The 22356-nt window shown below is 59.3% G+C and carries 21 protein-coding genes and 1 pseudogene; 11 read left to right on the top strand and 11 right to left on the bottom strand.

From position 1 onward, the window contains the following. Nucleotides 1-37: 37 nt before the first annotated feature. Entirely contained in the window at nt 38-448 is a 411-nt protein-coding gene (locus ACNY69_RS13740; RefSeq protein ID WP_418798781.1) for a DUF2946 domain-containing protein, read from the bottom strand. Between the two features lie 220 nt (nt 449-668). On the opposite strand from ACNY69_RS13740, the gene ACNY69_RS13735 reads away from it, so the two are divergent. Both ACNY69_RS13735 and ACNY69_RS13730 read left to right on the top strand, forming a co-directional pair. Continuing rightward, nucleotides 669-1607 carry a D-2-hydroxyacid dehydrogenase gene (locus tag ACNY69_RS13735; RefSeq protein ID WP_418798778.1) on the top strand — a complete coding sequence of 313 codons (939 nt, stop codon included), beginning with the start codon at nt 669-671 and terminating at the stop codon, nt 1605-1607. 407 nt (nt 1608-2014) lie between these two features. Next, nucleotides 2015-2897 (top strand): annotated as a pseudogene (locus ACNY69_RS13730) (Rpn family recombination-promoting nuclease/putative transposase). A 123-nt stretch (nt 2898-3020) separates the two neighbouring features. On the opposite strand, the gene glsB reads toward ACNY69_RS13730, so the two are convergent. From glsB to fucO, 5 genes are all read right to left on the bottom strand, one after another. Continuing rightward, nucleotides 3021-3986, bottom strand: a complete 966-nt coding sequence (glsB, locus tag ACNY69_RS13725; protein ID WP_418798774.1) for a glutaminase B — start codon at nt 3984-3986, stop codon at nt 3021-3023. A gap of 41 nt (nt 3987-4027) precedes the next feature. Beyond that, nucleotides 4028-5227, bottom strand: coding sequence for a CynX/NimT family MFS transporter (locus ACNY69_RS13720; RefSeq protein WP_111139630.1), 1200 nt, complete (start codon nt 5225-5227; stop codon nt 4028-4030). A gap of 173 nt (nt 5228-5400) precedes the next feature. Next, nucleotides 5401-5571 carry a hypothetical protein gene (locus ACNY69_RS13715; protein WP_199560000.1) on the bottom strand — a complete coding sequence of 57 codons (171 nt, stop codon included), beginning with the start codon at nt 5569-5571 and terminating at the stop codon, nt 5401-5403. 103 nt (nt 5572-5674) lie between these two features. Then, nucleotides 5675-5848, bottom strand: a complete 174-nt coding sequence (locus tag ACNY69_RS13710; protein WP_009093071.1) for a GhoT/OrtT family toxin — start codon at nt 5846-5848, stop codon at nt 5675-5677. 289 nt (nt 5849-6137) lie between these two features. After that, on the bottom strand, nt 6138-7286 hold the full coding sequence (gene fucO / locus ACNY69_RS13705; RefSeq protein ID WP_418798770.1) for a lactaldehyde reductase: 1149 nt from the start codon (nt 7284-7286) through the stop codon (nt 6138-6140). A gap of 249 nt (nt 7287-7535) precedes the next feature. Between fucO and ACNY69_RS13700 the strand changes: the two genes are divergently transcribed. Together ACNY69_RS13700 and ACNY69_RS13695 are read left to right on the top strand one after the other, a co-directional pair. Then, nucleotides 7536-9173, top strand: coding sequence for a dihydroxyacetone kinase subunit DhaK (locus ACNY69_RS13700; protein WP_293772456.1), 1638 nt, complete (start codon nt 7536-7538; stop codon nt 9171-9173). A gap of 230 nt (nt 9174-9403) precedes the next feature. After that, entirely contained in the window at nt 9404-9952 is a 549-nt protein-coding gene (locus ACNY69_RS13695; RefSeq protein ID WP_111139633.1) for a YbhB/YbcL family Raf kinase inhibitor-like protein, read from the top strand. Nucleotides 9953-9994: 42 nt separating this feature from the next. On the opposite strand, the gene ACNY69_RS13690 is transcribed toward ACNY69_RS13695, so the two are convergent. Next, nucleotides 9995-10861, bottom strand: coding sequence for an alpha/beta fold hydrolase (locus ACNY69_RS13690; RefSeq protein WP_418798767.1), 867 nt, complete (start codon nt 10859-10861; stop codon nt 9995-9997). A gap of 176 nt (nt 10862-11037) precedes the next feature. Here ACNY69_RS13690 and ACNY69_RS13685 point away from each other — a divergent pair, with 176 nt between their 5' ends. Beyond that, nucleotides 11038-11637: a CGNR zinc finger domain-containing protein gene (locus tag ACNY69_RS13685; RefSeq protein ID WP_418798764.1), complete on the top strand. Its 600-nt coding sequence runs from the start codon at nt 11038-11040 to the stop codon at nt 11635-11637. 40 nt (nt 11638-11677) lie between these two features. Here the strand turns inward: ACNY69_RS13685 and proP are convergent, their stop codons facing one another. Beyond that, a complete protein-coding gene (proP, locus tag ACNY69_RS13680) occupies nt 11678-13144 on the bottom strand; it encodes a glycine betaine/L-proline transporter ProP (RefSeq protein ID WP_111139636.1) in 1467 nt (488 codons plus the stop codon). Nucleotides 13145-13616: 472 nt separating this feature from the next. Here proP and ACNY69_RS13675 point away from each other — a divergent pair, with 472 nt between their 5' ends. The 6 genes from ACNY69_RS13675 (at nt 13617) to ACNY69_RS13650 (ending at nt 18340) form a co-directional block, all read left to right on the top strand. Further along, entirely contained in the window at nt 13617-14636 is a 1020-nt protein-coding gene (locus ACNY69_RS13675) for an isopenicillin N synthase family dioxygenase (protein ID WP_111139637.1), read from the top strand. A gap of 32 nt (nt 14637-14668) precedes the next feature. Continuing rightward, entirely contained in the window at nt 14669-15472 is an 804-nt protein-coding gene (locus tag ACNY69_RS13670; protein ID WP_418798995.1) for a MetQ/NlpA family ABC transporter substrate-binding protein, read from the top strand. Then, entirely contained in the window at nt 15465-16253 is a 789-nt protein-coding gene (locus ACNY69_RS13665) for a methionine ABC transporter ATP-binding protein (protein ID WP_111139639.1), read from the top strand. Before ACNY69_RS13670 ends, ACNY69_RS13665 begins: the two co-directional genes overlap by 8 nt. Beyond that, nucleotides 16241-16909 carry a methionine ABC transporter permease gene (locus ACNY69_RS13660; protein WP_418798761.1) on the top strand — a complete coding sequence of 223 codons (669 nt, stop codon included), beginning with the start codon at nt 16241-16243 and terminating at the stop codon, nt 16907-16909. The genes ACNY69_RS13665 and ACNY69_RS13660 overlap by 13 nt, the downstream gene beginning before the upstream one ends. A gap of 229 nt (nt 16910-17138) precedes the next feature. After that, nucleotides 17139-17735 carry an NAD(P)H-dependent oxidoreductase gene (locus tag ACNY69_RS13655; protein WP_418798758.1) on the top strand — a complete coding sequence of 199 codons (597 nt, stop codon included), beginning with the start codon at nt 17139-17141 and terminating at the stop codon, nt 17733-17735. Further along, entirely contained in the window at nt 17732-18340 is a 609-nt protein-coding gene (locus tag ACNY69_RS13650) for a TetR/AcrR family transcriptional regulator (protein WP_111139642.1), read from the top strand. The genes ACNY69_RS13655 and ACNY69_RS13650 overlap by 4 nt, the downstream gene beginning before the upstream one ends. Before the next feature lie 85 nt (nt 18341-18425). On the opposite strand, the gene malG is transcribed toward ACNY69_RS13650, so the two are convergent. From malG to malE, 3 genes are all read right to left on the bottom strand, one after another. Continuing rightward, nucleotides 18426-19316, bottom strand: a complete 891-nt coding sequence (gene malG / locus ACNY69_RS13645; RefSeq protein WP_111139643.1) for a maltose ABC transporter permease MalG — start codon at nt 19314-19316, stop codon at nt 18426-18428. 101 nt (nt 19317-19417) lie between these two features. Continuing rightward, on the bottom strand, nt 19418-20944 hold the full coding sequence (malF, locus tag ACNY69_RS13640) for a maltose ABC transporter permease MalF (protein ID WP_418798754.1): 1527 nt from the start codon (nt 20942-20944) through the stop codon (nt 19418-19420). A gap of 60 nt (nt 20945-21004) precedes the next feature. After that, nucleotides 21005-22195 carry a maltose/maltodextrin ABC transporter substrate-binding protein MalE gene (malE, locus tag ACNY69_RS13635; RefSeq protein ID WP_418798752.1) on the bottom strand — a complete coding sequence of 397 codons (1191 nt, stop codon included), beginning with the start codon at nt 22193-22195 and terminating at the stop codon, nt 21005-21007. Nucleotides 22196-22356 lie beyond the last annotated feature (161 nt).

The raw sequence follows: 22356 nt of genomic DNA, 5'->3' as shown, positions 1-22356 counted from the left end.
GATAAAAGCGATCAGGTGACATTGTCACTTAATCGAACTATTCAGCGGTGAGTGTGACGCAAAAAGGCGGGGCACGCGGCCTGTTCAGGCGCCATTGCCGCCGCCGCCGTGGCACGGCGGGGGATGGGGCAGGCGGGGCGCGACTGATCAGGCACATCCACCAGATAAAGGGGATAAAAATCCAGAGCAGTAATGGCACATGGACCAGCAGGTCGCAGTAGCCGCAGGCGAAGCTCATAACGCCGGTTTCGGGGGCCGCCGATGTCATCTCGCCATGATGATGCATCATTGACATTTCTGCGCTCATGGCGGACATACCCGGCATGTCCGCCATCATGGCGTGATGCTCAGCGAGATTCTTCGAGATCATCGGTGCAACAAACAACAGCAGCACGGCCAGTATCGCAATACAGGCAGTCAGGCGTTGTCTGAGTGAAGATCTCGGCATTATTTCAGTGAACGTAACAGGGTCAGAATTCAGGGCGGCAGTGTAACGCGAAGGGGATAAAAGCGTTAAATAAAGTGGCTTTGGATGCGAAAAAATTCGCACTCTTTGAACATATTCACTTTAATTTCAGCATCATTTAACTTAATTGTTACCCGGTAAATACATACAAATAACATGAAAGCGCTGGCTGCGTTTAATCGGAATCCATAAGGGACGAAATATGAAAATTGTGATGCTGGATGGTGAAACCGTGCCTCTCTCCCTGCCCACCGGCCAGGTGCAGGCCGACTGGGTAATTCGCCCGCAGACCTCAGCCAGTGATGTCGTCGCCGCGCTGGCCGGTGCGACGGTGGCGATCACCAATAAGGTGGCGCTGCGGGCCGATATGCTGGACCAACTGCCCGGGCTGCGTTTCATCTGCGTGGCGGCTACCGGCTACGACTGCATCGATCTCGATGCCTGTCGCGCGCGCGGTATCCTGGTCAGTAACGTGCCGGGTTACTCCACGCAGAGCGTCGCCGAGTCCGTAATTGCGGCGATTTTCGCCCTGCGCCGTCAGCTGATGACCTATACCCTGAACACCCGCACCGACTGGCCGCAGGCTTCCCATTTCTGCCTGCATCGTCAGCCGATTCAGGATATCGCGGGCGCCACGCTGGGGATCGTCGGGAAAGGCGATATCGGTCAGGCGGTCGGACAGCTGGCGCAGGCGCTGGGGATGCAGGTGCAGTACGCCGAGCGTAAAGGCAGTGACCGGATACGCGAGGGTTACGTCAGCTTTGAACAGATGCTGGCGACCAGCGATATTATATCACTGCACTGTCCGCTGAGCGAACAGACCCGGCAGCTGATCGACTGGGAGGTGCTGAGTCAGATGAAACCTCACGCGCAACTGATTAACACCGCGCGTGGCGGGCTGATCAATGAGGACGATCTCGCGGCGGCGTTAAAGCAGGGGGTAATTGGCGGCGCGGCGCTGGATGTGCTGAGCAGCGAACCACCCGCAGCGGATAATCCGCTGCTGGCCGACCTGCCGACGCTGCTGCTGACGCCACACATCGCCTGGGCGAGCCGCAGCGGGGTGGAGAACCTGGTGTCGGGCGTGATGACCAATATCGCCGCTTTTGTTCAGGGCCAGCCCGTGAATCTCGTGAGCTGAGTCAGACGCGCAAATTGTGGAATGACAGTTACGGCCCGGCGCTGCCTGCCAGGCGGCAGGATCACGCCCTGGCAGGCATCACCTCTCCTGCCTCGTGCGCCGGGCAGATCACTCCCACCTCTCTTTTATTTTCCGGCGCGTCTCGAAAAATTCAGTCAGACTCTTTTACCGTGCAAGTGAATCTGGCTATTAAGCAGAGAGCCTGTTCAGGCGGGAGCCATCGCGGATTCTGATTATCTGGTTGACGCTGCCTGGTTCTGTCTGTTTCCCGCTGAGGCAAACAGTCACCGTCAGGACGGTTTATCGACCCTGGGGTTGGCTTACTACCGATCGGGGATCGGCATATCAGGATGTCGCGCTGTTCGGGGCGGTCACGCTATCGCGGGAGAGAGAAGGGATTCAGGCCGATGAAAAAAAGAGAGGGAACACTCACACCGCATCATGCAACCTTCCGGCAGTTTCTGACGCAGCCGGAAATCGCCCGCGACTTTATGACGCTGCATCAGCCGCCGGAGTTACGGGAAATCTGTGACCTCAGCACACTGACACTGGAGTCAGGCTCATTTGTCGAAACGGATCTGCGGCACTATTTCAGCGATGTGCTCTACAGTCTGAAAACCACGGCGGGTGAAGGTTATATCCATGTCCTGATTGAGCATCAGTCTGTGCCAGACAGGCACATGGCCTTTCGTTTGATGCGTTATGCGATTGCGGCCATGCAGCGCCATCTGGAAAGGGGGCAAAAGAGACTGCCGCTGGTGATCCCCATGCTCTGCTACGCTGGCCGCCGCTCACCCTATCCCTATTCCACCCGCTGGCTGGATGAGTTCGACGATGCGCGGCTGGCAGGCAGCCTTTACAGCCGCAGTTTTCCGCTGGTGGATGTGACGATCATCCCGGACGATGAAATCATGCAACATCGCCGGATGGCCGCGCTGAGCCTGTTACAGAAGCATATCCGCCAGCGCGATCTGGCGGAACTGATGGACAGGCTGATCGCCGTTTTGCGGATGGGCTACCACTCTTCATCGCAGATAGTTTCGCTGGTACACTATATTGTGCAGGCGGGTGAAACGGATGACGCCCGAGCTTTTGTTCGCGAGCTGGCACGCCATGTGCCACAACATGGAGATGCACTGATGACTATTGCACAACAGCTTGAGCAGATAGGCGAGCGCAGAGCCGCGCTGAGAATTGCCCAGGCCATGCTGCAGAACGGCGTGGATCGCCTTACCGTTCTGAAAGCTGACCGGACTTAAAGAATGTGATTTAGCGCAGATCGAACACTAAGCCTCATCGCGGAAACAGGGCGGTTATGGCCGCCTTACTCTGCGTTTACAGCGGCGGGCGGCAGCCCGCATCGCTGACGGACACCCTTTCGCGCCGTGACGCGCGGATCAGGCCCGGCCAGCCTCAGAATATCGAACGACCCAGCTTTTCGGTCAGTAATTCCAGCGCCGCGGTGCCCGCCAGGGAGTTTCCTGCGCTGTCGAGTCCTGGCGACCAGACGGCAATGCTCATCTCACCCGGTATGATGGCAATTATCCCTCCGCCTACGCCGGACTTCGCCGGCATGCCGACCCGCCATGCAAACTCCCCTGCGCCATCATACATGCCGCTGGTGATCATCAGCGCGTTGATCTGGCGCGCCTGACGCGGGGTGATCATCTCGCTGCCATCCAGCGTTCTGCCCTGATTTGCCAGATAGATAAAGGTTCGCGCCAGCTCTACGCAGTTCATCGAGAGCGAGCAGTAGTGGAAATAGGTCTGCATCACGCTGGTGACATCGTTATCGAAATTCCCAAAGGATTTCATCAGCCAGGCGATCGCAGCATTGCGCGCAGAGTGCTCGAACTCAGAGCGGGCAACATGGCGGTCATAGTGGATATCAGGCTGCTGACTCAGTTGCCTGACGATCTCCAGCATCCGCTGGCGCGGCGCGGTCAGGCGGGTTTCCAGCAGATCGCAGATCACCAGCGCACCCGCATTGATAAAGGGATTGCGCGGTTTGCCCTGTTCCAGCTCCAGCTGCACCAGCGAATTAAAGGGCTGACCGGACGGCTCTTTGCCAACCCGCTGCCAGATTTCACTGTCGTCATAGCGGGTCAGCGCCACCGTCAGCGACAGCGCCTTAGAGATCGACTGAATGGAGAAGCGCGTTTCAGCATCGCCCGCCTGAAAGAGCGTGCCATCCCGCAGGCAGACCGCAATGGCCAGATTGTCAGCCGCTACATCCGCCAGGGCAGGGATGTAGTTCGCCACTTTCCCCTGATGTACCAGCGGACGCACCTGATCGAGTACCTCCTGCAGCAGAGCATTATTCAGTTCAGACACACAGCGTTCTCCTGTCGGTTTCGGGCAGCCCGCGATGCCACGCATCAGCGAACGGCCACTTATTAAGTATGAGCAGCGGGCCGCTCTTAGCTGATCGGCTTTGACTGCGCGGCCAGCGGTGCCAGCAGCATCTGTAGCAGGCTCAGCAGCGTCAGCATACCGAAGGGCAGCGTCCAGCTCCCGCTCTGCTCATGCAGTACGCCAAAAAAGAGTGGCCCGAGCGCCGCCAGCGCATAGCCTACACACTGCGCCATGCCGGACAGCTGCGAGGCCTGGCGATGGCTGGCTGCACGCAGGTTAAACAGCGAGAGGCAGAGCACCAGTGAGGCGCCTGCACCCAGCCCGGCCAGGGTCAGCCAGACGATAGCCCACTGCGGCTGAAGCAGTAAGCCCAGCAGACCGAGAAAAATCGCTGATGACGCGACGAATGCGGTGATCCGGGCATCTTTTAGCCGCTTCAGCGCCACCATACATCCCAGGTTAGCGACGATCGCGACTGCCTGATACCAGAACAGCAGCCAGCCAGCCTGCGCCTGACTGAACCCCTTGTCCTGAGCAAACAGGGTAAACCAGTCGATCAGGGTATAAAACGCCAGCGACTGCAGCGCCATAAACAGGGCAATATGCCAGCCGCCCGCTGAGCGCCAGGGATGACGGTGTGGGATCGATGCCTCTGAAGAGGCTAAGGCAGGCTGAGGCTGACGTAACAGCGGCAGCCAGGCGAACAGGGCTACCAGCCCGGGCAGTGCCCAGACCACCAGTGAGAGCCGCCAGCCCGCCGCTGAAATCTGACTCAGCGGCACGGCGATGCCGGAGGCCAGGCTGGCGGTAATCGACATCGTGGCGGCATACAGGCCGATGTAGCGCGCGGTGTGCGCGGTAAAGTCGCGTTTAATCAGCGGTGGCAGCAGTACGTTTGCGGCGGCGATGCCTGCGCTGAGCAGCAGCGTGCCGCTCCACAGTGCCGCTTCGGCTGGTAGCCAGCGCAACAGCGAACCGGCAGTGATCAGGCTGAGTGCGCCCCACAGACTGCGCATCAGGCCGATCCGGTTGCCCAGCCAGGCGGCCGGTGGCGCGAGCAGGGCGAACAGCATTAACGGAATAAAGTTAAACAGACCGGCTTCCCCGGCGCTAAGTCCGAACGTCTGACGGATATCCGGCAAAACCGGTCCGGTGACGGTAATCGGTGCCCGCAGATTGGCCGCGGTGAGAAGCAGAACGAATAAGAAAAAAGAGGCGCTGGAAAACGCAGCATGAGGTCGGGCTGAGTGCTGTTCAGGCATCATGGCAGGGATCATCACAGGCAGCAGTGCTGCGGGGGCGTTGGTTGACGTTAACGCTTACGCATCAGAGTTGATGTCTGGGCGCTACTTTACTGACCGGCTGGCGGAGTGTAAAGCCTTGTTATGCGATGAAATAGCACAAAATCGATCCTGCAACAGAAGTCACAATATGACCGTTAGTGGAATTCGGGTTCGGGAAAGTGACCACAGTCGTTCTGGCTGGTCGTGGAACCTGGCTGACAGGTCTGTTGCCGGGTTTCGGCTGCCGGCACCGGCTTTTCAGCGTGCCACGGCGCACTACAGGCACTGAGAAGGGAAACCAGCATCATCGCACTGAGAATACGCATCACCGCTCCTTATATACCCTTTTGTAAGAGAATCGCGTCGGTGATCGCAGCGTGCAGGTCAGGGACGTCTGCCTGAGTCTGGTCGAAAAGTGAATTATGTCAATTAAAACAGCGCAAACATCAGCGCCACGGGGAAGCTCATCGGCCAGGTGGCACCGACTAAAAAGGCGCTGAGCAGTTTGATGCTCAGCTTATCTTTGGCAATAAAGAAGGTAATTAGCGTAGCGAACAGTGCAACAACGGCATAAAAAATCAGCATACCCTGGTACAGTGTCATCGGGCTCTCCGCAGCGTCAGTCAGGTTTTGCTGCGCATGATGCGGATTTTTGTGATCCAGATCAAGGGGACAGAGGTTTAGCATCTAAAGAAATCAGGAAGAAAGGGGGGCGTGAAGTGCAGGAATGCGCTGCGTCTGACCTGGGCGATTTCAGGCTGAAAACTCCCGGCTTAATGCTTCTGAAACCGTTGCGGCTGGCGCTATCCCCGCCGGGTTACCTGTGGCGAATTACCCGTTCGAAAGAGTAAAGAAAGCCCGCCCGGGCGGGCCTGAGTCGGTCAGCGCAGGTTCAGCTCTGACGGTAGAGCGCCATGACGGCCGCCAGGTCGGGCGTGCGTGGGTTACCGCCGGTGCAGACATCGTCCAGCGCCGCCTGCGCCAGCGCAGGAATATCCGCCTCCTGTAAGCCGACATCGCGCAGCGAACGGGGGATGCCCACATCGTGACAGAGCTGGCGTACCGCGCCGACAGCGGCATCCCGTGCCTGCGCCAGCGGCAGCGAATCGGCCTGTTTTACGCCCATGGCGTGGGCGATATGGCGATATTTTTCGCCTGTGCAGGGGGCGTTCCAGGCCATTACCTGAGGCAGCAGAATGGCATTCGCCACGCCGTGTGGAACGTTGTAAAAGGCACCCAGCGGGTGGGCCATGCCATGCACCAGCCCCAGGCCGACATTGGAAAAGCCCATCCCGGCTACATACTGTCCCAGCGCCATCTGTTCGGCTGATTCCAGCTCTCCTGCTACCGCTCCACGCAGCGACTGACTGATAATCCTGATCGCTTTGAGGTGCAGCATATCGGTCATCGCCCAGGCGTTCCGTGTGAGGTATCCCTCAATCGCATGCGTCAGAGCGTCGATCCCGGTGGCTGCCCTGAGCGATGCGGGCATCGTCACCATCATCTCCGCATCAATAATCGCGACTTTTGGGATACTGTGCGGATCGACACAGACGAACTTGCGGCGATTCTCTTCGTCAGTAATCACATAATTGATCGTCACCTCTGCGGCCGTGCCTGCCGTCGTGGGGAGCGCGATAATCGGGACGGCCGGATAGCGGGTAGGGGCGACGCCCTCCAGACTGCGCACATCTTCAAATTCGGGGTTAGTGATAATAATGCCGATCGCCTTACTGGTATCCTGGGGTGAGCCGCCGCCGACAGCGATCAGGTAGTCGGCTCCGGCCTCTCTGAACGCGGCCACACCCTGCTGTACCGTGCGGATCGTCGGATTAGGCACGACCGCATCATAAACCGCCCACGCAAGCTGATGGGCGGTCAGCAGGTCGGTTACCCGTTTCAGCACCCCGGCGGCTGCCAGCGCTTTATCCGTAACGATCAGGGCTTTTCGCATCCCACGACGTCTGACCTCTTCCGGTAAATGGCGCAGCGAGCCTGCACCAAACCAGGCCGTTTCATTCAGAATCATACGTTGGGTCATAAAAACATCCTCTGTCAGTAAATGAATTTTTACCCTCTGCCATTACCCATTCAGCTTCTGCGCATAACCTCTCAGTTTCCGGTAAAGAGATTTGATGAAAATCAATGGATCAGAGAAAAATTGTCTACACCAGGCGCTGCCCGGCAGACCGCTCAGCAGACGATCGCCAGACGCCGATGTCTCACTGTTGCCAGAGGTGTGCAACACTGGTTTATCTGTTACCCGAAATGCCTGTAAGGAAAAAAAGAGATGACCCGATTCGTAATGAATAAAAAGGATGAGCTCGTCGACAGCGCGTTAGATGGCATGATCTACGCCAGCCCGTGGCAAAACCTGGTCCGGCTGCAGGTCGATCCCGCTATTCGTATCGTAATGCGGCGTGACTGGCAGAAGCAGCAGGTTGCCCTGATCTCCGGGGGTGGCTCCGGCCATGAACCGGCCCACGTCGGCTTCATTGGTAAGGGGATGCTGACGGCGGCCGTCTGTGGCGATGTGTTTGCCTCGCCCAGCGTTGACGCCGTTTATAACGCCATCATTCACCTGACCGGTGAGGCGGGATGCCTGCTGATCGTAAAAAACTATACCGGCGACCGGCTCAACTTTGGTCTGGCGGCCGAGAAAGCCCGCAAAGCGGGCTTCCGCGTCAATATGGTGATTGTCGGGGATGACGTGGCGCTGCCCGACAATCCGCAGCCGCGCGGTGTCGCGGGAACATTGCTGGTGCACAAAGTGGCGGGTTTTGTCGCAGAGCGCGGTGACGATCTCACGGCGGTCACCGGGGCGGCCGAGGCCGCCAGCCAGGCCATTGCCACTATGGGCGTGGCGCTCTCCGGCTGTCATCTGCCGGATGAAGAGAGTGGTCAGCGCGTACCCGAGGGCAGCGTTGAAATGGGGCTGGGGATCCATGGCGAACCGGGCGTGGATGTCATGCAGACGCAGAATGCACAGCAGATTGTGCAGCATCTGCTGGAGAAGGTGATGCCGGATAACGATCAGCGATGTGCGCTGCTGCTCAATAATCTTGGCGGCATGTCGGCACTGGAGATGAGTCTGGTGACGCGGGACCTGATCGCCTCGCCGCTCAGCCAGCAGTGCGACTATCTGATTGGCCCGGCCCCGCTGATGACCGCGCTGGATATGAAAGGCTTTTCCGTGACCCGTATGACGCTGACCCCGCAGCTGGAGGAGGCGATCTGTGCGCCGGTCGAGGTCACCGGCTGGGTTAACGCCGTGAAGATTGCGCCGCTGGCGCCTGTGGTGGTCACCCGTGAGGCCAGCGCACAGCCTGCGCAACCCTCCGATAATTCCGGGGTGGCGGCGATGGTTAACGCTATCTGCGACACCCTGATTGCCAGCGAAAGCGAGCTGAACAGACTGGATGCTCAGGTGGGCGATGGCGACACCGGCTCCACCTTTGCGGTCGGTGCACGTCAGATCCAGCGCGAATGTGCGGATCATCAACTGCCCCTGAATGCCCTACCCGATTTGCTGGCGCTTGTCGGTGAACGCCTGGCGACGGTCATGGGCGGCTCCAGCGGCGTGCTGATGGCGATCTTTTTCACTGCGGCGGCTCAGCAACTGGCCGAAGGGGATACGCTGCCGCTGGCGTTGAAGCAGGGGCTGGAAAAAATGAAGCAGTATGGCGGTGCACGCCAGGGCGATCGTACGATGATCGATGCGCTGCAGCCCGCGATTGAGGCGCTGGTGGCGGGTAAATCGCTGGCGACGGCGGCCGAAGCGGCACAGCAGGGCAGTGACGCCACCGCCGGGATGGGGAAGGCGAACGCGGGGCGCTCCTCTTATCTCAACAGCGCCAGCCTCAACGGCGTGCCGGATCCGGGAGCGGTCGCAGTTGCCCGGGTCTTCGCGGCGCTGAAGCAGCTCTGAAATTCAGGCATTTCAGGGCAGGAAACGGGCCGGTCCCTGACCCGCTGACCGGCGCAGTTTCATGCAGCCTGGTGACTGGCTGAGCGCGACGACGATCATAGATTTGGCGTTTACTCCTCATGAAACAGGGGCGCCGCCGGGCCTGCGGCATGAAAGCCGTTATAGTAAGCAGGCTGCGACACAATCCGCACGGACGTGACTGTCCGGGTTAATCTGAAAAGGAGTAGCTGGTGAAAAAATTACTCTGCGCGACGATACTGGCAGCGTTGCCCGTGACCACACTGGCAGCGTCGGTCTTTACCTTGCAGTCAAAAGACTTCAGTGACAATGCGCTACTGGATAAGAAGTTTGCCGGAGCCAATAAAAGTAATCCTGCCTGTACCGGTGAGAACGTCTCTCCCGAACTTAACTGGTCTGCCGTTCCGTCCGGCACCCGCAGCCTGGCGCTGCTGATGACCGATCCGGTCGGGGCGAAAGGGCTGGGAGTCACACATATGGTGGCATATAACATTCCTGCCAGCCGCTCGTCGTTTGCCCAGGGTGCGCTGACGCAGGGCAGAGACTATACCGGTGGCAAAAACAGTCCCGGCACGCTGCACTACTACGGGCCCTGCCCGCCAGCAGGCAGCGGCCTGCATCACTATAACTTCGTGCTGATCGCCACCGATCTGCCCGTGGGTCAGCTGAAAGCGGGCCTGACTCAGACAGAGCTGATTTCACAGCTTAAGGGTCACGCGCTGGGTGCGGCCAGCACGGTCGGCCGTTTCAGTAACGAATAGCAACAAACCCGCAGAGGCAGCCGCCTGCCTCTGCCCATTGCCTTACTCTGCGCTGAACCGATCCCGTATCCGCGCCGCGATAGCGTCGGTGTGCGTCTCCAGCGCAAAATGCCCGCTGTCGAGCAGTTCAACCTCCGCCTGCGGATTATCACGCTGCCAGGCGGCTGCGCCCGCTGGAATGAAGAAGGGATCGTGCCTGCCCCAGATCACCAGTGTCGGAACCTGATGCTGGCGGAAGAATGCCTGAAACGCAGGATAGCGTTCCAGATTGCTGGCGTAATCCAGAAACAGGGCCAGCTGAATCTCCTTGTTGCCGGGGCGTGCCATCAGCAGCGTGTCCAGCGTGTAAGTTTCCGGCGCGACCTGCTGCGGATCGCTGACGCCGTGCAGATACTGCCATTTTACCCCTTCCGCCGTCAGAATAGTGTCACGGACCACCTGAGCGTTCGCTTCGCCGGGGTCCGCCCACAAGGCACGCACCGGCGCCCAGGCCTCACCCAGTCCCTCCAGATAGGCGTTGCCGTTCTGCGAAATCAATCCGGTCACGCGATCGGGATAGGCCAGCGCCAGCCGCAGGCCCGCCGGTGCGCCATAGTCAAAGAGATACATCGCATAACGCGTCAGCCCCAGCGCATCGACAAACGCGGTCAGCGTCTGGCCGAGCGCATCAAATGTCCATGAATAGTGACGGTCAGCGGGGACCTCAGTGAAACCAAAGCCCGGTAAATCGGGGGCGATGAGGTGAAATTTGTCGGCCAGAAGCGGGATCAGATTCCGGAACTGATGTGATGAGGCGGGAAAGCCATGCAGCAGCAGCAGCACCGGCAGGGAAGGATCGCCCGCTTCGCGGTAGAAAACGTTGACGCCGTCAGCCTGCTGATAGCGGTATGAAACAGAGTGTGCGTTCATAGAAGATTCCTGTAACTGGTAAAATTAAATTTAAAAGGTTACGCCAGCAGAGTAGGTTGTCCTGCTGTAACCTGTCAAATCAATTTATAGAGGTTACATGAACCGGGTTACCTGCTAAGATCGGGATTGAAAGGCAGGCGCCAACCCGGAACCGCATGATGAGAGGAGGCAGTAACATGAGTGACACGCAGGCGCACAGCAGCCAGGGACCCTGGTTTCTGGCCGATCATCCGGCGCTGGATTTCATCAACACCCAGGCCATCGTTGAGGGCGCGCCGCACGATTTCTGGCAAAGCGATTGGGACGTGGAAGCCTGGCTGACGCAGGCCGGACTGGCATCCGAAGACCCGGCATCAGAAGAAGCCGAAGGTGCGCTGTTACAGGCCGCGCGGCAGTTACGCCAGCTTATTAGTGACAGTGTGCAGCAGCAGAAAGCGGGTGAGCGCGTGGACTGGCAGGCGCTGAATGGCTGGCTGAAGCAGGCCACCAGTCATCTGCAGCTCAGTGAAGAGCAGGGTGTCTGGCAGATCAGGCGAATCTACGCGGGTCAGAATGTGGTGCAGCGGCTGGGCCAGGTGGCGGAGCAGGCCGCGCAGCTGCTGACCCAGGCGGATTTCAGCAGGGTACGTGCCTGTGAGCATCCTGCCTGCACGCTCTGGTTTTACGACCGGACTAAAGCGCATCGCCGACGCTGGTGCAGCATGGCGCTGTGTGGCAATCGGGCAAAAGTGGCGCGCTTCCGGCAGTTAAATGCGGTCACCCGACCGGGCGGTTAAGTGATAAAAAAACACCCTGCAGAGCAGGGTGTCGGAAGCGTTATTTTGCCGGTGTGGCGGCGGGCTTGTTGCGCTTGCGCAGCTTGTCGATCAGACGATGCGCCTCCGCTTTGGTCGCCACCGCCGGGGATGAGCCGGTCAGCGGCTGGCGGGCCGTCTCACGCACCGTGAGGATAGTCAGCAGACCGATAATGCCCGCGCCCATCATATAGTAGGCTGGCATCATGGTGTTTTTGGTCGTATCCACCAGCCAGGCGGTAATCAGCGGCGTCGTGCCGCCAAACAGCGACACCGAGAGGTTAAAGCCGATCGCCAGGGCGCTGTAACGGATGTCGGTGGTAAACAGTGCAGGCAGCGTCGACGGCATCGTGCCGCTGAAGCAGGTATGCAGCACGCCCAGGATCAGCAGGCCACCAAAGACGGCCCACATATTACCGGAGCCGATCAGCATAAAGCTCGGGATAGCCAGCAGGATCAGCCCCACAGCACCGAAACCGATGACCGGACGACGACCGATGCGGTCAGTCCAGCGACCCCACAGCAGCGTCAGCGGCATCATCACGAACATCGCGACCATCACCAGCAGCAGACCGCTCAGCTCAGGCAGGCCCAGCACACCGGTCAGGTAGCTCGGCATGTAAGAGGTCAGCATGTAGTTGGAGACGTTAAACAGCAGCACCAGGCCAATACATTTCAGCATCGGGGCGCGATATTTGCTTAACATCTGCATCAGCGTCAGACGCGGTTTGCTCTGCTCCAGCGCTTCCTGCTTTTCCATGTGCTGCTGGAACGCCGGGGTCTCTTCCAGTTTCAGTCGCACATAGAGCCCGAACAGGCCCAGCGGCGCGGCGATAAAGAACGGCACGCGCCAGCCCCAGGACATCATCGCCTCATTCGATATCACAGTTGTCATAACTGTCACCAGGCTGGCACCCAGCAGGTAGCCGCCAATGGTGCCGAACTCCAGGAAGCTGCCCATAAAGCCACGGCGTTTATCGGTGGAGTACTCCGCGATAAAGGTCGCTGCACCCCCATATTCCCCGCCGGTGGAGAAGCCCTGAACCAGGCGTGCCACCAGCAACAGAATCGGTGCCATGATGCCAATCGATGAGTAGGCCGGGATCAGCCCGATACAGAAGGTGCCGATCGACATCATAATCATTGTCATTGCCAGCACTTTCTGTCGGCCGATGCGATCCCCCAGCGGACCAAAGACCAGGCCACCAATCGGGCGCACCAGGAAGGCGGCGGCGAAGGTGCCAAAGGTGGCGATCAGCTGCACCGCATTATTGGCATCGGGGAAAAAGACTTTGCCGATAATGACGGCGAGATAGCTGTAGACACCGAAGTCGAACCATTCCATCGCATTACCGAGAGCGGCCGCGCCAACCGCACGCTTCAGCATGTCGTTATCAATCACGGTAATGTCATCCACAGTCAGCTCTTTAGGCTTCCTGTTCCAGAAATGTTTCTTTGGGTGTTCAGACGATGAGTTTCTGGTGTCCATATTCTCCTCAGGTGCATCAGTAAAGGAGTCTTATAGCTTTCGCAGCCGCAAACAGTGTTCAGAAACAGTGGAAATGAAAGCTATAAGAAGCCGAAAAATGTAAGTGAAGCGGCAGTAACCGCAACCGGTAAACCATAGACTACGAATGTAAGGTTTTGCAAGTTTTCAGCCGGAAAAACTACTTTTGCTGACAAAAGCAGCAGGCTCTGCTTGTGGAACTCCATTTAGCTGCTGAAAACGGCTGGCTATGGGGCACCCATTTTAAAGGTTTTAGAGAATCTCATCAGGCCCTGATGTGACAACGTCACTATTGAGCGCATTATCAATCTGCAGGCAGCGTAATCTGCGGGTGAGAGCCAGAGACAGGGTGGGATATATCCATTCGCCGCATATCCATAGCAGGATTAGTTGGTAGTTAACGCAAAACTGAAATGGCAATGTAAAACCATTCCATGCCAGCAGAGTGTTAATTATGAGCACATTACCCCCGGCAGCCTTGCCGGTTATCGATTTCGCGTTATTGTCGGGAAGTCAGCAACAGAAACAGCGCGTTCTGGAAACATTAAGCCAGGCTGCGCGTGATGTCGGCTTCTTCTATCTGATCAATCACGGCGTTGACCGCGAGCTGTCCGATGCGGTGCAGCAGGTTTCGCGGCAATTCTTTGCGCTGCCACAGGCAGATAAAGACGCTGTGGCGATGGCGAACTCTCCCCATTTTCGTGGCTATAACCTGGCCGGTGTGGAAATCACCCGCAGCCAGCCCGACTTTCGCGAGCAGTTTGATATTGGTGCCGATCGCGAAGCCCTGCCGGTGACCGCCGATTCACCCGCCTGGCAACGGATGCAGGGGCCGAACCAGTGGCCACCGGCCTTGCCGGAACTGCAGACGGTGGTGACGCGCTGGCAGGCGCAGATGACCGCGGTGGCGCTGGAACTGCTGCGCGCGTTTGCCGAAGCGCTGGATCTGCCGCGCAACGCCTTCGATAACCTGTACGGCGACTATCCCAATGAGCATATCAAACTGATCCGTTATCCGGGCCGCACCGGGGGCGAATCGCGCCAGGGTGTTGGCGCGCACAAAGACTCAGGTTTCCTGACGCTGTTACTGCAGGATGACCAGCCGGGGTTACAGGTTGAGGTGGCGCCGGACCGCTGGATCGATGCCTCTCCGCGCCCCGGCGCCTTTGTGGTCAACATCGGCGAGCTGCTGGAGCTGGCGACCAACGGCTATCTGCGCGCCACCGTGCATCGTGTGGTGTCGCCGCAGCAGAACAGTGAACGCTTATCCATCGCCTTCTTCCTGGGCGCCCAGCTCGATACCGTGGTGCCGATCTATCAGCTTCCGCCGCAGCTGGCGGCGCTGGCTCAGGGACCGAGTAGCGATCCGCTCAATCCGTTGCTGCGTGAAGTGGGCTGGAACTACCTCAAAGGCCGTCTGCGTTCGCATCCCGACGTCGCCCGGCGATTTTATGCTGAGCACAACACGCACTGATCACCCACCTTTATAACGATAAGAGATAAATGATGATGAAGAAGCCCTTACTGGTTCTGGCCGGTCTTTCACTGCTGATTGCACAGAATTTACAGGCCGCTCCGCTGCGTGTCGCCGCTGACCCGCTGCCGCACGCGGAGATCCTGGAGTATGTCAAAACCCTGGACCCGAAACTGGATATAAAAATTGTCGAGCTGAGCAACGGCGTGAACGCCAATGAACTGCTGGCCGCCGGTGATGTGGATGCCAACTACTTCCAGCATCTGCCTTACCTGAAAGATCAGGAAAAGGCGCTGGGCAAAACCTTTGCCGTGGTGGCCAGCGTCCACATCGAGCCGCTGGGCATCTATTCGCACAAGGTGAAATCGCTGGCAGCGCTGCCTGAAGGGGCGAGCATCGCCGTTCCGAATAACACCACCAACCTTAGCCGCGCGCTCTGGCTGCTGCAGGACAAAGGGGTGATTAAGCTCAACGCCAAAGGCGAGGCGGGTTCGACGCTGTTCACGCCGAAAGATATCAGCGACAACCCGAAAAAGGTGAAGATCGTTGAGATCGAGTCTCCCCAGATACCCCGTTCGCTGGATGATGTGGATGCCGCCATCATCAACGGCAACTACGCGCTGGAGGCGGGGCTGAACCCGGCCAAAGATGCGCTGGGGCTGGAATCCGCGGCCCATAACCCTTACGCCAACCTGCTGGTGACCACGCCGGCGCTGGAGAAAGATCCGCGTGTTGTTCAGCTGGCGAACGATCTGCGTTCGCCGCAGGTGGCGGCGTTTATCCGCAAAACCTACCAGGGCTCTGTGATCCCGGTTGCGGACCCGCAGCATGATTAACATCCGTCATCTGCATAAACAGTATGCTGGCGCGCCTGCGCCAGCCCTGGACGACATCTCGCTGACCATCGAAGAGGGCACCATCTTCGGCATTCTGGGCCGGAGCGGCGCGGGCAAAAGTACCCTGCTGCGCTGCCTGAACCGGCTGGAGCATCCCTCTTCGGGCCGGATCGAGATTGACGGGCAGGATCTTGCGGCGATGAACCTGGCGCAGCTGCGTCAGCAGCGGCAGCAGATGGGCATGATCTTTCAGCACTTCAACCTGCTCCATTCCCGCAACGTCCATGACAACATCGACCTGGCACTGGAAATCGCCGGGGTGCCGGCCAGGCAGCGTCGTGATCGGGTCGCCGCGTTACTGACGCGGGTGGGGCTGGATGATTTTGCGGCAGCCTGGCCGTCACAGCTCTCCGGTGGACAGAAGCAGCGCGTCGGCATCGCCCGCGCGCTGGCTGCCCGTCCCCGTTATCTGCTGTGCGACGAGGCGACCAGCGCACTGGATCCTGAAACCACCACCGCGATTCTCGATCTGCTGGCCGATATTCAGCAGCAGCTCAACATTACGATTGTGATGATCACCCATGAGATGGCGGTGGTGAAGCGCATCTGTCATGGCGCGGCGCTGCTGGAGCATGGCCGGCTGGTGGAGAGCGGCAGCCTGAGCCAGATCATGGGCCGCCAGGAGGGACGCCTGCGCGCAATGCTGCTGAAGGATGGCGAAGCGGATCGGGCGTTTATCGAAAAATATCAGCGAGAGGCGATGACCCGATGCGTAGCATGAGTCTTGATCGGTTCCAGGCACTGCTCCTCAACGCCACAGGCGAGACGCTCTACATGGTGCTGATGGCGGCGCTGTTCACGGTCGCGATAGGGCTGCCGGTGGGTGTGCTGCTGTTTCTGACCCGGCCGCAGGGCCTGCTGCCGAATCGCGCGATCGCGCTGCTGCTGAACACCCTGGTCAACACCGGTCGCGCCCTGCCGTTTGTGGTGCTGCTGATCGCGCTGATCCCCGTTACCCGACTGCTGGTCGGCACTACGCTGGGCAGTACCGCCGCGATCGTGCCGATTACGCTGGGTGCCTTTCCCTTTTTTGCCCGCATCGTCGAGAACGCGCTGGATGAGGTCGATCGTGGCCGCATAGAGGCGGTGGTGTCGATGGGCGGCACGCTGTGGCATATCGTCAGCCGCGTGCTGCTGCCGGAAGCGCTGCCCGCGCTGGTGGCGGGGATCACCCTGACAATCGTGATGCTGATTGGCTTCTCGGCGATGGCGGGCGTGGTCGGTGGCGGGGGGCTGGGCGATCTGGCGATTCGCTACGGCTACCAGCGCTTCGACAATCAAATTATGGCGGCCACCATTGTCTTGCTGCTGGCGCTGGTGATGCTGATCCAGAAACTCGGCGACCGGCTGGTACGTTCGCTGGCTTATCGCCGCTGACCGCCCCGTGATGCGGGCAGACCCGCGACGTTTAATACAACGGCCGGAAGGGTGATCCGCCAGGCGGTGAATCCGGCCGCTCCGCTTTTCCGCTGTCCTCAGTTGTATGCCCCCGCCACCCTTTAACAGCAGATGCGTTTTGCAGGATTATTAATCACCGCCACTTGCTAACCTACCATTAGTAACTTACCTTTATTAACTTAATGGTGAAGCAGGTAGGGTGACGACGATGCAGGCATTACTGGTAACTTCTCATCCTCATCATGAGGCGCATACCCACCGCGTGGCGGACCAACTGGCGCAGGGCATTATGGCGACCGGGCAGCATACCGTGGAACGCGCGGATCTGACGGCAGAGGGTTTCGACCCCCGTTTTACCCTCGATGACCATCGCCGTTTCAACGGCGAGGCCGGCACGCCTGCCGATGTGCTGGCGGAGCAGCAGCGTCTCGATCGGGCTGATGCGCTGGTGCTGGTTTACCCCATCTACTGGTGGTCTTTTCCAGCACAGCTGAAAGGCTGGATCGATCGGGTCTTTATTCAGGGCTGGGCCTTCAGCGAACAGGAGGGCCGGATCGTGAAACGGCTTGGGCATATCCCGGTACACCTTATCGCTATCGGCGCGGCAGACACCCGGACGTATCTGCGGCGCGGCTATTTCGCCAGCATGCGAAATCAGATCGAGCAGGGCATCTTCGGCTACTGCGGCGCGCCGGTTGTCACCAGCGAACTGTTACTGACGGGCGATGAGGGGTATCCTGAGTCCCATTACCGGCTGGCCCGGCAACTGGGCCAGCAACTCTTTCCCTCTCAGGACACCCGATGAGCGCAGAAAAACCGGCCCGTAAACGCCTCTCCCGCGAAGCCAGGCGCAGGCAGTTAGCCGATGTGGCATGGCAGATCATGCAGGCCGAAGGAAGTGAGGCGCTGACGCTGGCACGGGTTGGCGAGGCGGCGGGCGTCAGCAAGCCGGTGGTTTATGATCACTTCACCACCCGTCACGGGCTGCTGGCCGCGCTGTATGACGATTTCGACCGCCGTCAGACCGAGCGCATGGAGGCCGCCATGCAGGCCGCGCCGATGAGCGTAGAGCAGAAAGCGGAAGTGCTGGCGGCCTGTTATGTGGATTGTGTGATGACGGAGGGCAGGGAGATCCCGGAGCTGCTCTCCGCGCTCAGCACCTCGCCGGAGCTGGCTGCGGTCAGGTGCCACTATCAGCTCGACTTTATCCGTCGCTGCCAGGGCTGGTTTGCGCCTTTTACCGGCAGCGCGGGGATCCCGGAAGCCGGAATGTGGGGCCTGCTGGGGGCCGCGGATGGCATCGCCGGTGCGGTCGCCCGCGGCGATATCGCTCAGGCAGACGGTCAGCAGGCGCTGACGGCCCTGATCGTGGCGCTGGTGAGGGGCTGCCATCTGCCGGAAAAGCCATAAATGAAAAAAGGCGGCCCGCAGGCCGCCGAATCATTCAACCACAACAGACGTTGTGTAAGCAGTGGCAATGCACAATGATGATCGTTTAGCCTTTCACCCCGCCCGCGGTTAAACCGCTTACCAGCCAGCGCTGCGCCAGCAGGAACACCAGGGTAATCGGGATTGCGGAGAGCACGGCCGCCGCGGCAAAGTCGCCCCACAGATAGTTCTGCGGATTCAGATACTGCTGCATTCCGACCGCCAGCGTGTAGCTGTTAACATCGCGCAGCAGCAGCGAGGCAACCGGCACCTCCGTCACGGCGGCGATAAAGGCCAGAATAAACACCACCGCCAGGATCGGCACCGACAGCGGCAGCAGCACCAGCCGGAATGCCTGCCACGGCGTTGCGCCATCCAGCGCGGCGGCCTCTTCCAGGGAGCCGTCAATCGTTTCAAAATAGCCCTTGATCGTCCAGACATGCAGCGCAATGCCGCCCAGATAGGCGAAGATCACGCCACCGTGCGTATTCAGCCCGATAAAAGGCAGATACTGGCCCAGTCGGTCAAACAGGGCATAGAGCGCCACCAGCGACAGCACCGCCGGGAACATCTGGAAGATCAGCATCCCCTTCAGCAGGCTGGCTCGACCGGCGAAGCGCATCCGGGCGAAAGCGTAGGCGCAGGTGGTGGAGAGCGCCACGATGCCCAGTGCGCTGATGGCGGCAATCTTAACGGAGTTCCATAACCAGAGCAGCACCGGGAAGGGCGGCGGCGTGACCCGCCCATCCGCATGTTCCACGCTGAAGCCCAGCGCCAGCCGCCAGTGCTCCCAGGAAATCTGTTCCGGTATCAGGCTGCCGGTGGCGAAGTTACCGGCACGCAGCGAAATCGCGATCACCATCAGCAGCGGAAAGAGGATCGCTGCGATAAATAACAGCAGCAGCAGATGCGTGAACAGCAGACGCAGCCGTTGCGATTTGGGTTGGACCATAGCCATAAGCACTCCTCAGAGCCCGATCCCTCAGGCTGTTTTGTTGGTCAGAACCCGGCAGCGCATACCCGTTTACGACCCCGTATTGCGCCTGCCGGGCCAGATGTTTAGTCGAACTTCATCCGCGAGGCTTTCAGGTTAATCACCGCCAGCGCGCCCACCAGCAGGAAGATCAGCGTGGCAATGGCCGCCGCCAGGCCGAAGTCCTGCCCGCCGCCGCCTTCAAAGGCGATGCGCCAGGTGTAGTTCACCAGCAGGTCGGTATAACCGGCCGGGGTGGTCGTCCCCAGACGATCCGGCCCGCCGTTGGTCAGCAACTGCACCAGCACGAAGTTGTTAAAGTTAAAGGCGAAGCTGGCGATCATCAGTGGCATCAGCGGCTTGAGCAGCAGCGGCAGCGTAATCAGGAAGAAGTTCTGCAGCGGACCGGCACCATCCATCGCCGAGGCTTCATAGAGGTCATCCGGTATGGCCTTCAGCAGCCCCATACAGAGGATCATCATGTAGGGGTAGCCCAGCCAGGTGTTGACGATTATCAACATAGTACGCGCCAGCGTCGGATCGCTGAACCAGGCGGGCTTTACCCCAAACAGGGCGCTGAGCATGACGTTGATCTCACCAAAGCTCTGGTTGAACAGCCCTTTGAAAATCAGGATCGAGATGAACGCCGGGACGGCATAAGGCAGGATCAGCATGACCCGATAAATCGCCTTACCCCGCAGCGCTTCCCACTGCACCAGACAGGCCAGTACCATTCCCACGGCAACGGTCAGGACGACGGTGATCAGCGAGAAGAAGAGCGTCCAGCCAAATATCGCCAGAAACGGCTTCTGAATGCCTTCGTCGGTGAAGACGCGCACGAAGTTTTTCCAGCCGGTGTTGACGGTGAAACCGGGACTTAAGGTTTCGTTGCGCCAGTTGTTCTGCGCATCCACCCCCTGATAGAAGCCCGTCTGCGGGTTAGCCCGGTAGTGCGTTCCGGTTTGCTGGTTGATGAGTTCATCCTCTGCGCCCACGCGATAGAGCGGCTGGGTGCCGGAGAACTGGCGCAGCGAACTCATGCGCAAACTACGGCCATCCGGCAGCGTTGCCTGAATCTGGCTCAGTGCCTGACGGTTGGTGGTAATGACTCTCAGGGTCGCACGCTCGCCTGAGGGTGTCGGGGCAGGCGTCATTTTCAGCGTCTGCTCCGCGCCGAACTGAAACGGCGGCGAAAGATAGTTCTCCCGGCCATCGTTCAGCGCCAGCTGCCAGCGGTCGCCCGCCGGGTAGAGAGCGAAACTGACCGCTTCACCCGACTGAAAGGATCGGCTCAGCAACACCTGCTGCGCCCGCTCGAAGGTCAGCTGATTGCTGCTGCTGTAGTTGGTAAAGGCAATGGCGATGGTGCAGGCGAGCGGGAACAGCACAAAGAGCGCCATGCCCGCCACGCCCGGATAGACATAACGCCACGCATAGGCGCGACGATTGGCATAAATCCACAGGCCCGGCGCGCTGAGGATCAGCGTCAGCAGCGCAAACAGATATTCACCCTGCGCGTACATCAGCACCAGCAGATAGCCGACCAGCAGACAGCAGAGCCCGATGAGAACGCCTTTAAGCAGCAGACTGCGCGTTTTCGGTTTTCCTGACATGATGCGGTTTTCCTTAACGGTCACTCAGGCCGGGCATAAGCCCGGCTGCAGAAGGGGAAGTTACTTTTTCAGGCGGGCCTGGGCATCTTTCAGCGCCGCATCGACGCTCTGACGACCGCCCAGTGCGTTCAGGGTGGCGGTGCGCATGGCGTACCAGAAGGCGGCCATCTGCGGGATGTTCGGCATGATGTCACCCTGACGGGCGTTGCTCATGGTGGCGGCGATCCGTGAATCTTTCTCAAGCGTCTGCTGGAACGACTTCAGCGCCACGGCTCCCAGCGGTTTGTCTTTGTTCACCGCATCCAGTCCGGCGTCGGTCAGCAGATAGTTTTCCAGGAACTCCTTCGCCAGCTCTTTGTTGGGGCTGGCGGCGTTGATCCCGGCGCTCAGGACACCCACAAAGGCTTTCGACGGCTTACCTTTCAGGGTCGGCAGTGTCGTGACGCCATAGTCGATACCGCTCTTGTCAAGGTTGCCCCATGCCCAGGGACCATTGATCGTCATGGCGGTTTCGCCTTTGTTGAAGGCGGCTTCGGCAATGGAGTAGTCGGTGTCAGCATTCAGCACTTTGGCTTTGACCTGATCGACCAGAAACTGCATGCCCGCTTTCGCTCCGGCGTTATCCACCCCGACATCCTTCACATCGTAGTGTCCATCTTTCAGCTTAAACGCGTAGGCGCCACCTGCTGCCAGCAGCGGCCAGGTGAAGTAGGGCTCCTGCAGGTTGAACATAATCGCGCTTTTGCCCTTCGCCCGGAGCTGTTTGTCGAGCGCGGCAATCTCCTCCCAGGTTTTCGGTGGTTCGGGTAGCAGTTTTTTGTTGTAGATCAGGGATAACGCTTCCACCGAAATCGGATAACCAATCAGCTTGCCGTCGAAGCGCACGGCATCCCAGGTGAACGGAAAAATCTTCTCGCGGAAGCTGGCGTCCGGTGTGATCTCCGCCAGCAGCCCCGACTGCGCGTAGCCGCCAAAGCGATCGTGTGCCCAGAAGATGATGTCCGGGCCATCGCCGGTTGCCGCCACCTGCGGGTATTTCTCTTCCATTTTGTCAGGATGCTCAACCGTGACTTTGATGCCGGTCTCCTGCTCAAATTTCTTGCCCACTTCGGCCAGACCGTTGTAGCCCTTGTCACCGTTGATCCAGATGACCAGTTTACCTTCCTCGATTTTTGCCAGGGCACTTGCCGAAAAGAGCACGGCAGAGAGGGCAGAGAGGGCCAGAATTCTTGCTCCGGTTTTCATCGTCATAAATCCATCCTGTTTGCGGAAGTGGGAAATGCTTTACTGGCATCATTGTGCGTATCCGCCAGGGCTTCTCATCCTCCCCGCCTCTACGCCCCGCAGGCGATCGCTGTGATCGCGCTGGCAAAAAGCCCGCTAAGCGCGTGCTTAAGCGGTAAAAATTAATG

Origin of the sequence: Pantoea graminicola (assembly GCF_048452665.1) — a bacterium.
In the GTDB taxonomy this organism is placed as follows: domain Bacteria; phylum Pseudomonadota; class Gammaproteobacteria; order Enterobacterales; family Enterobacteriaceae; genus Pantoea.
This window is presented reverse-complemented; position numbering and strand designations above follow the sequence as displayed.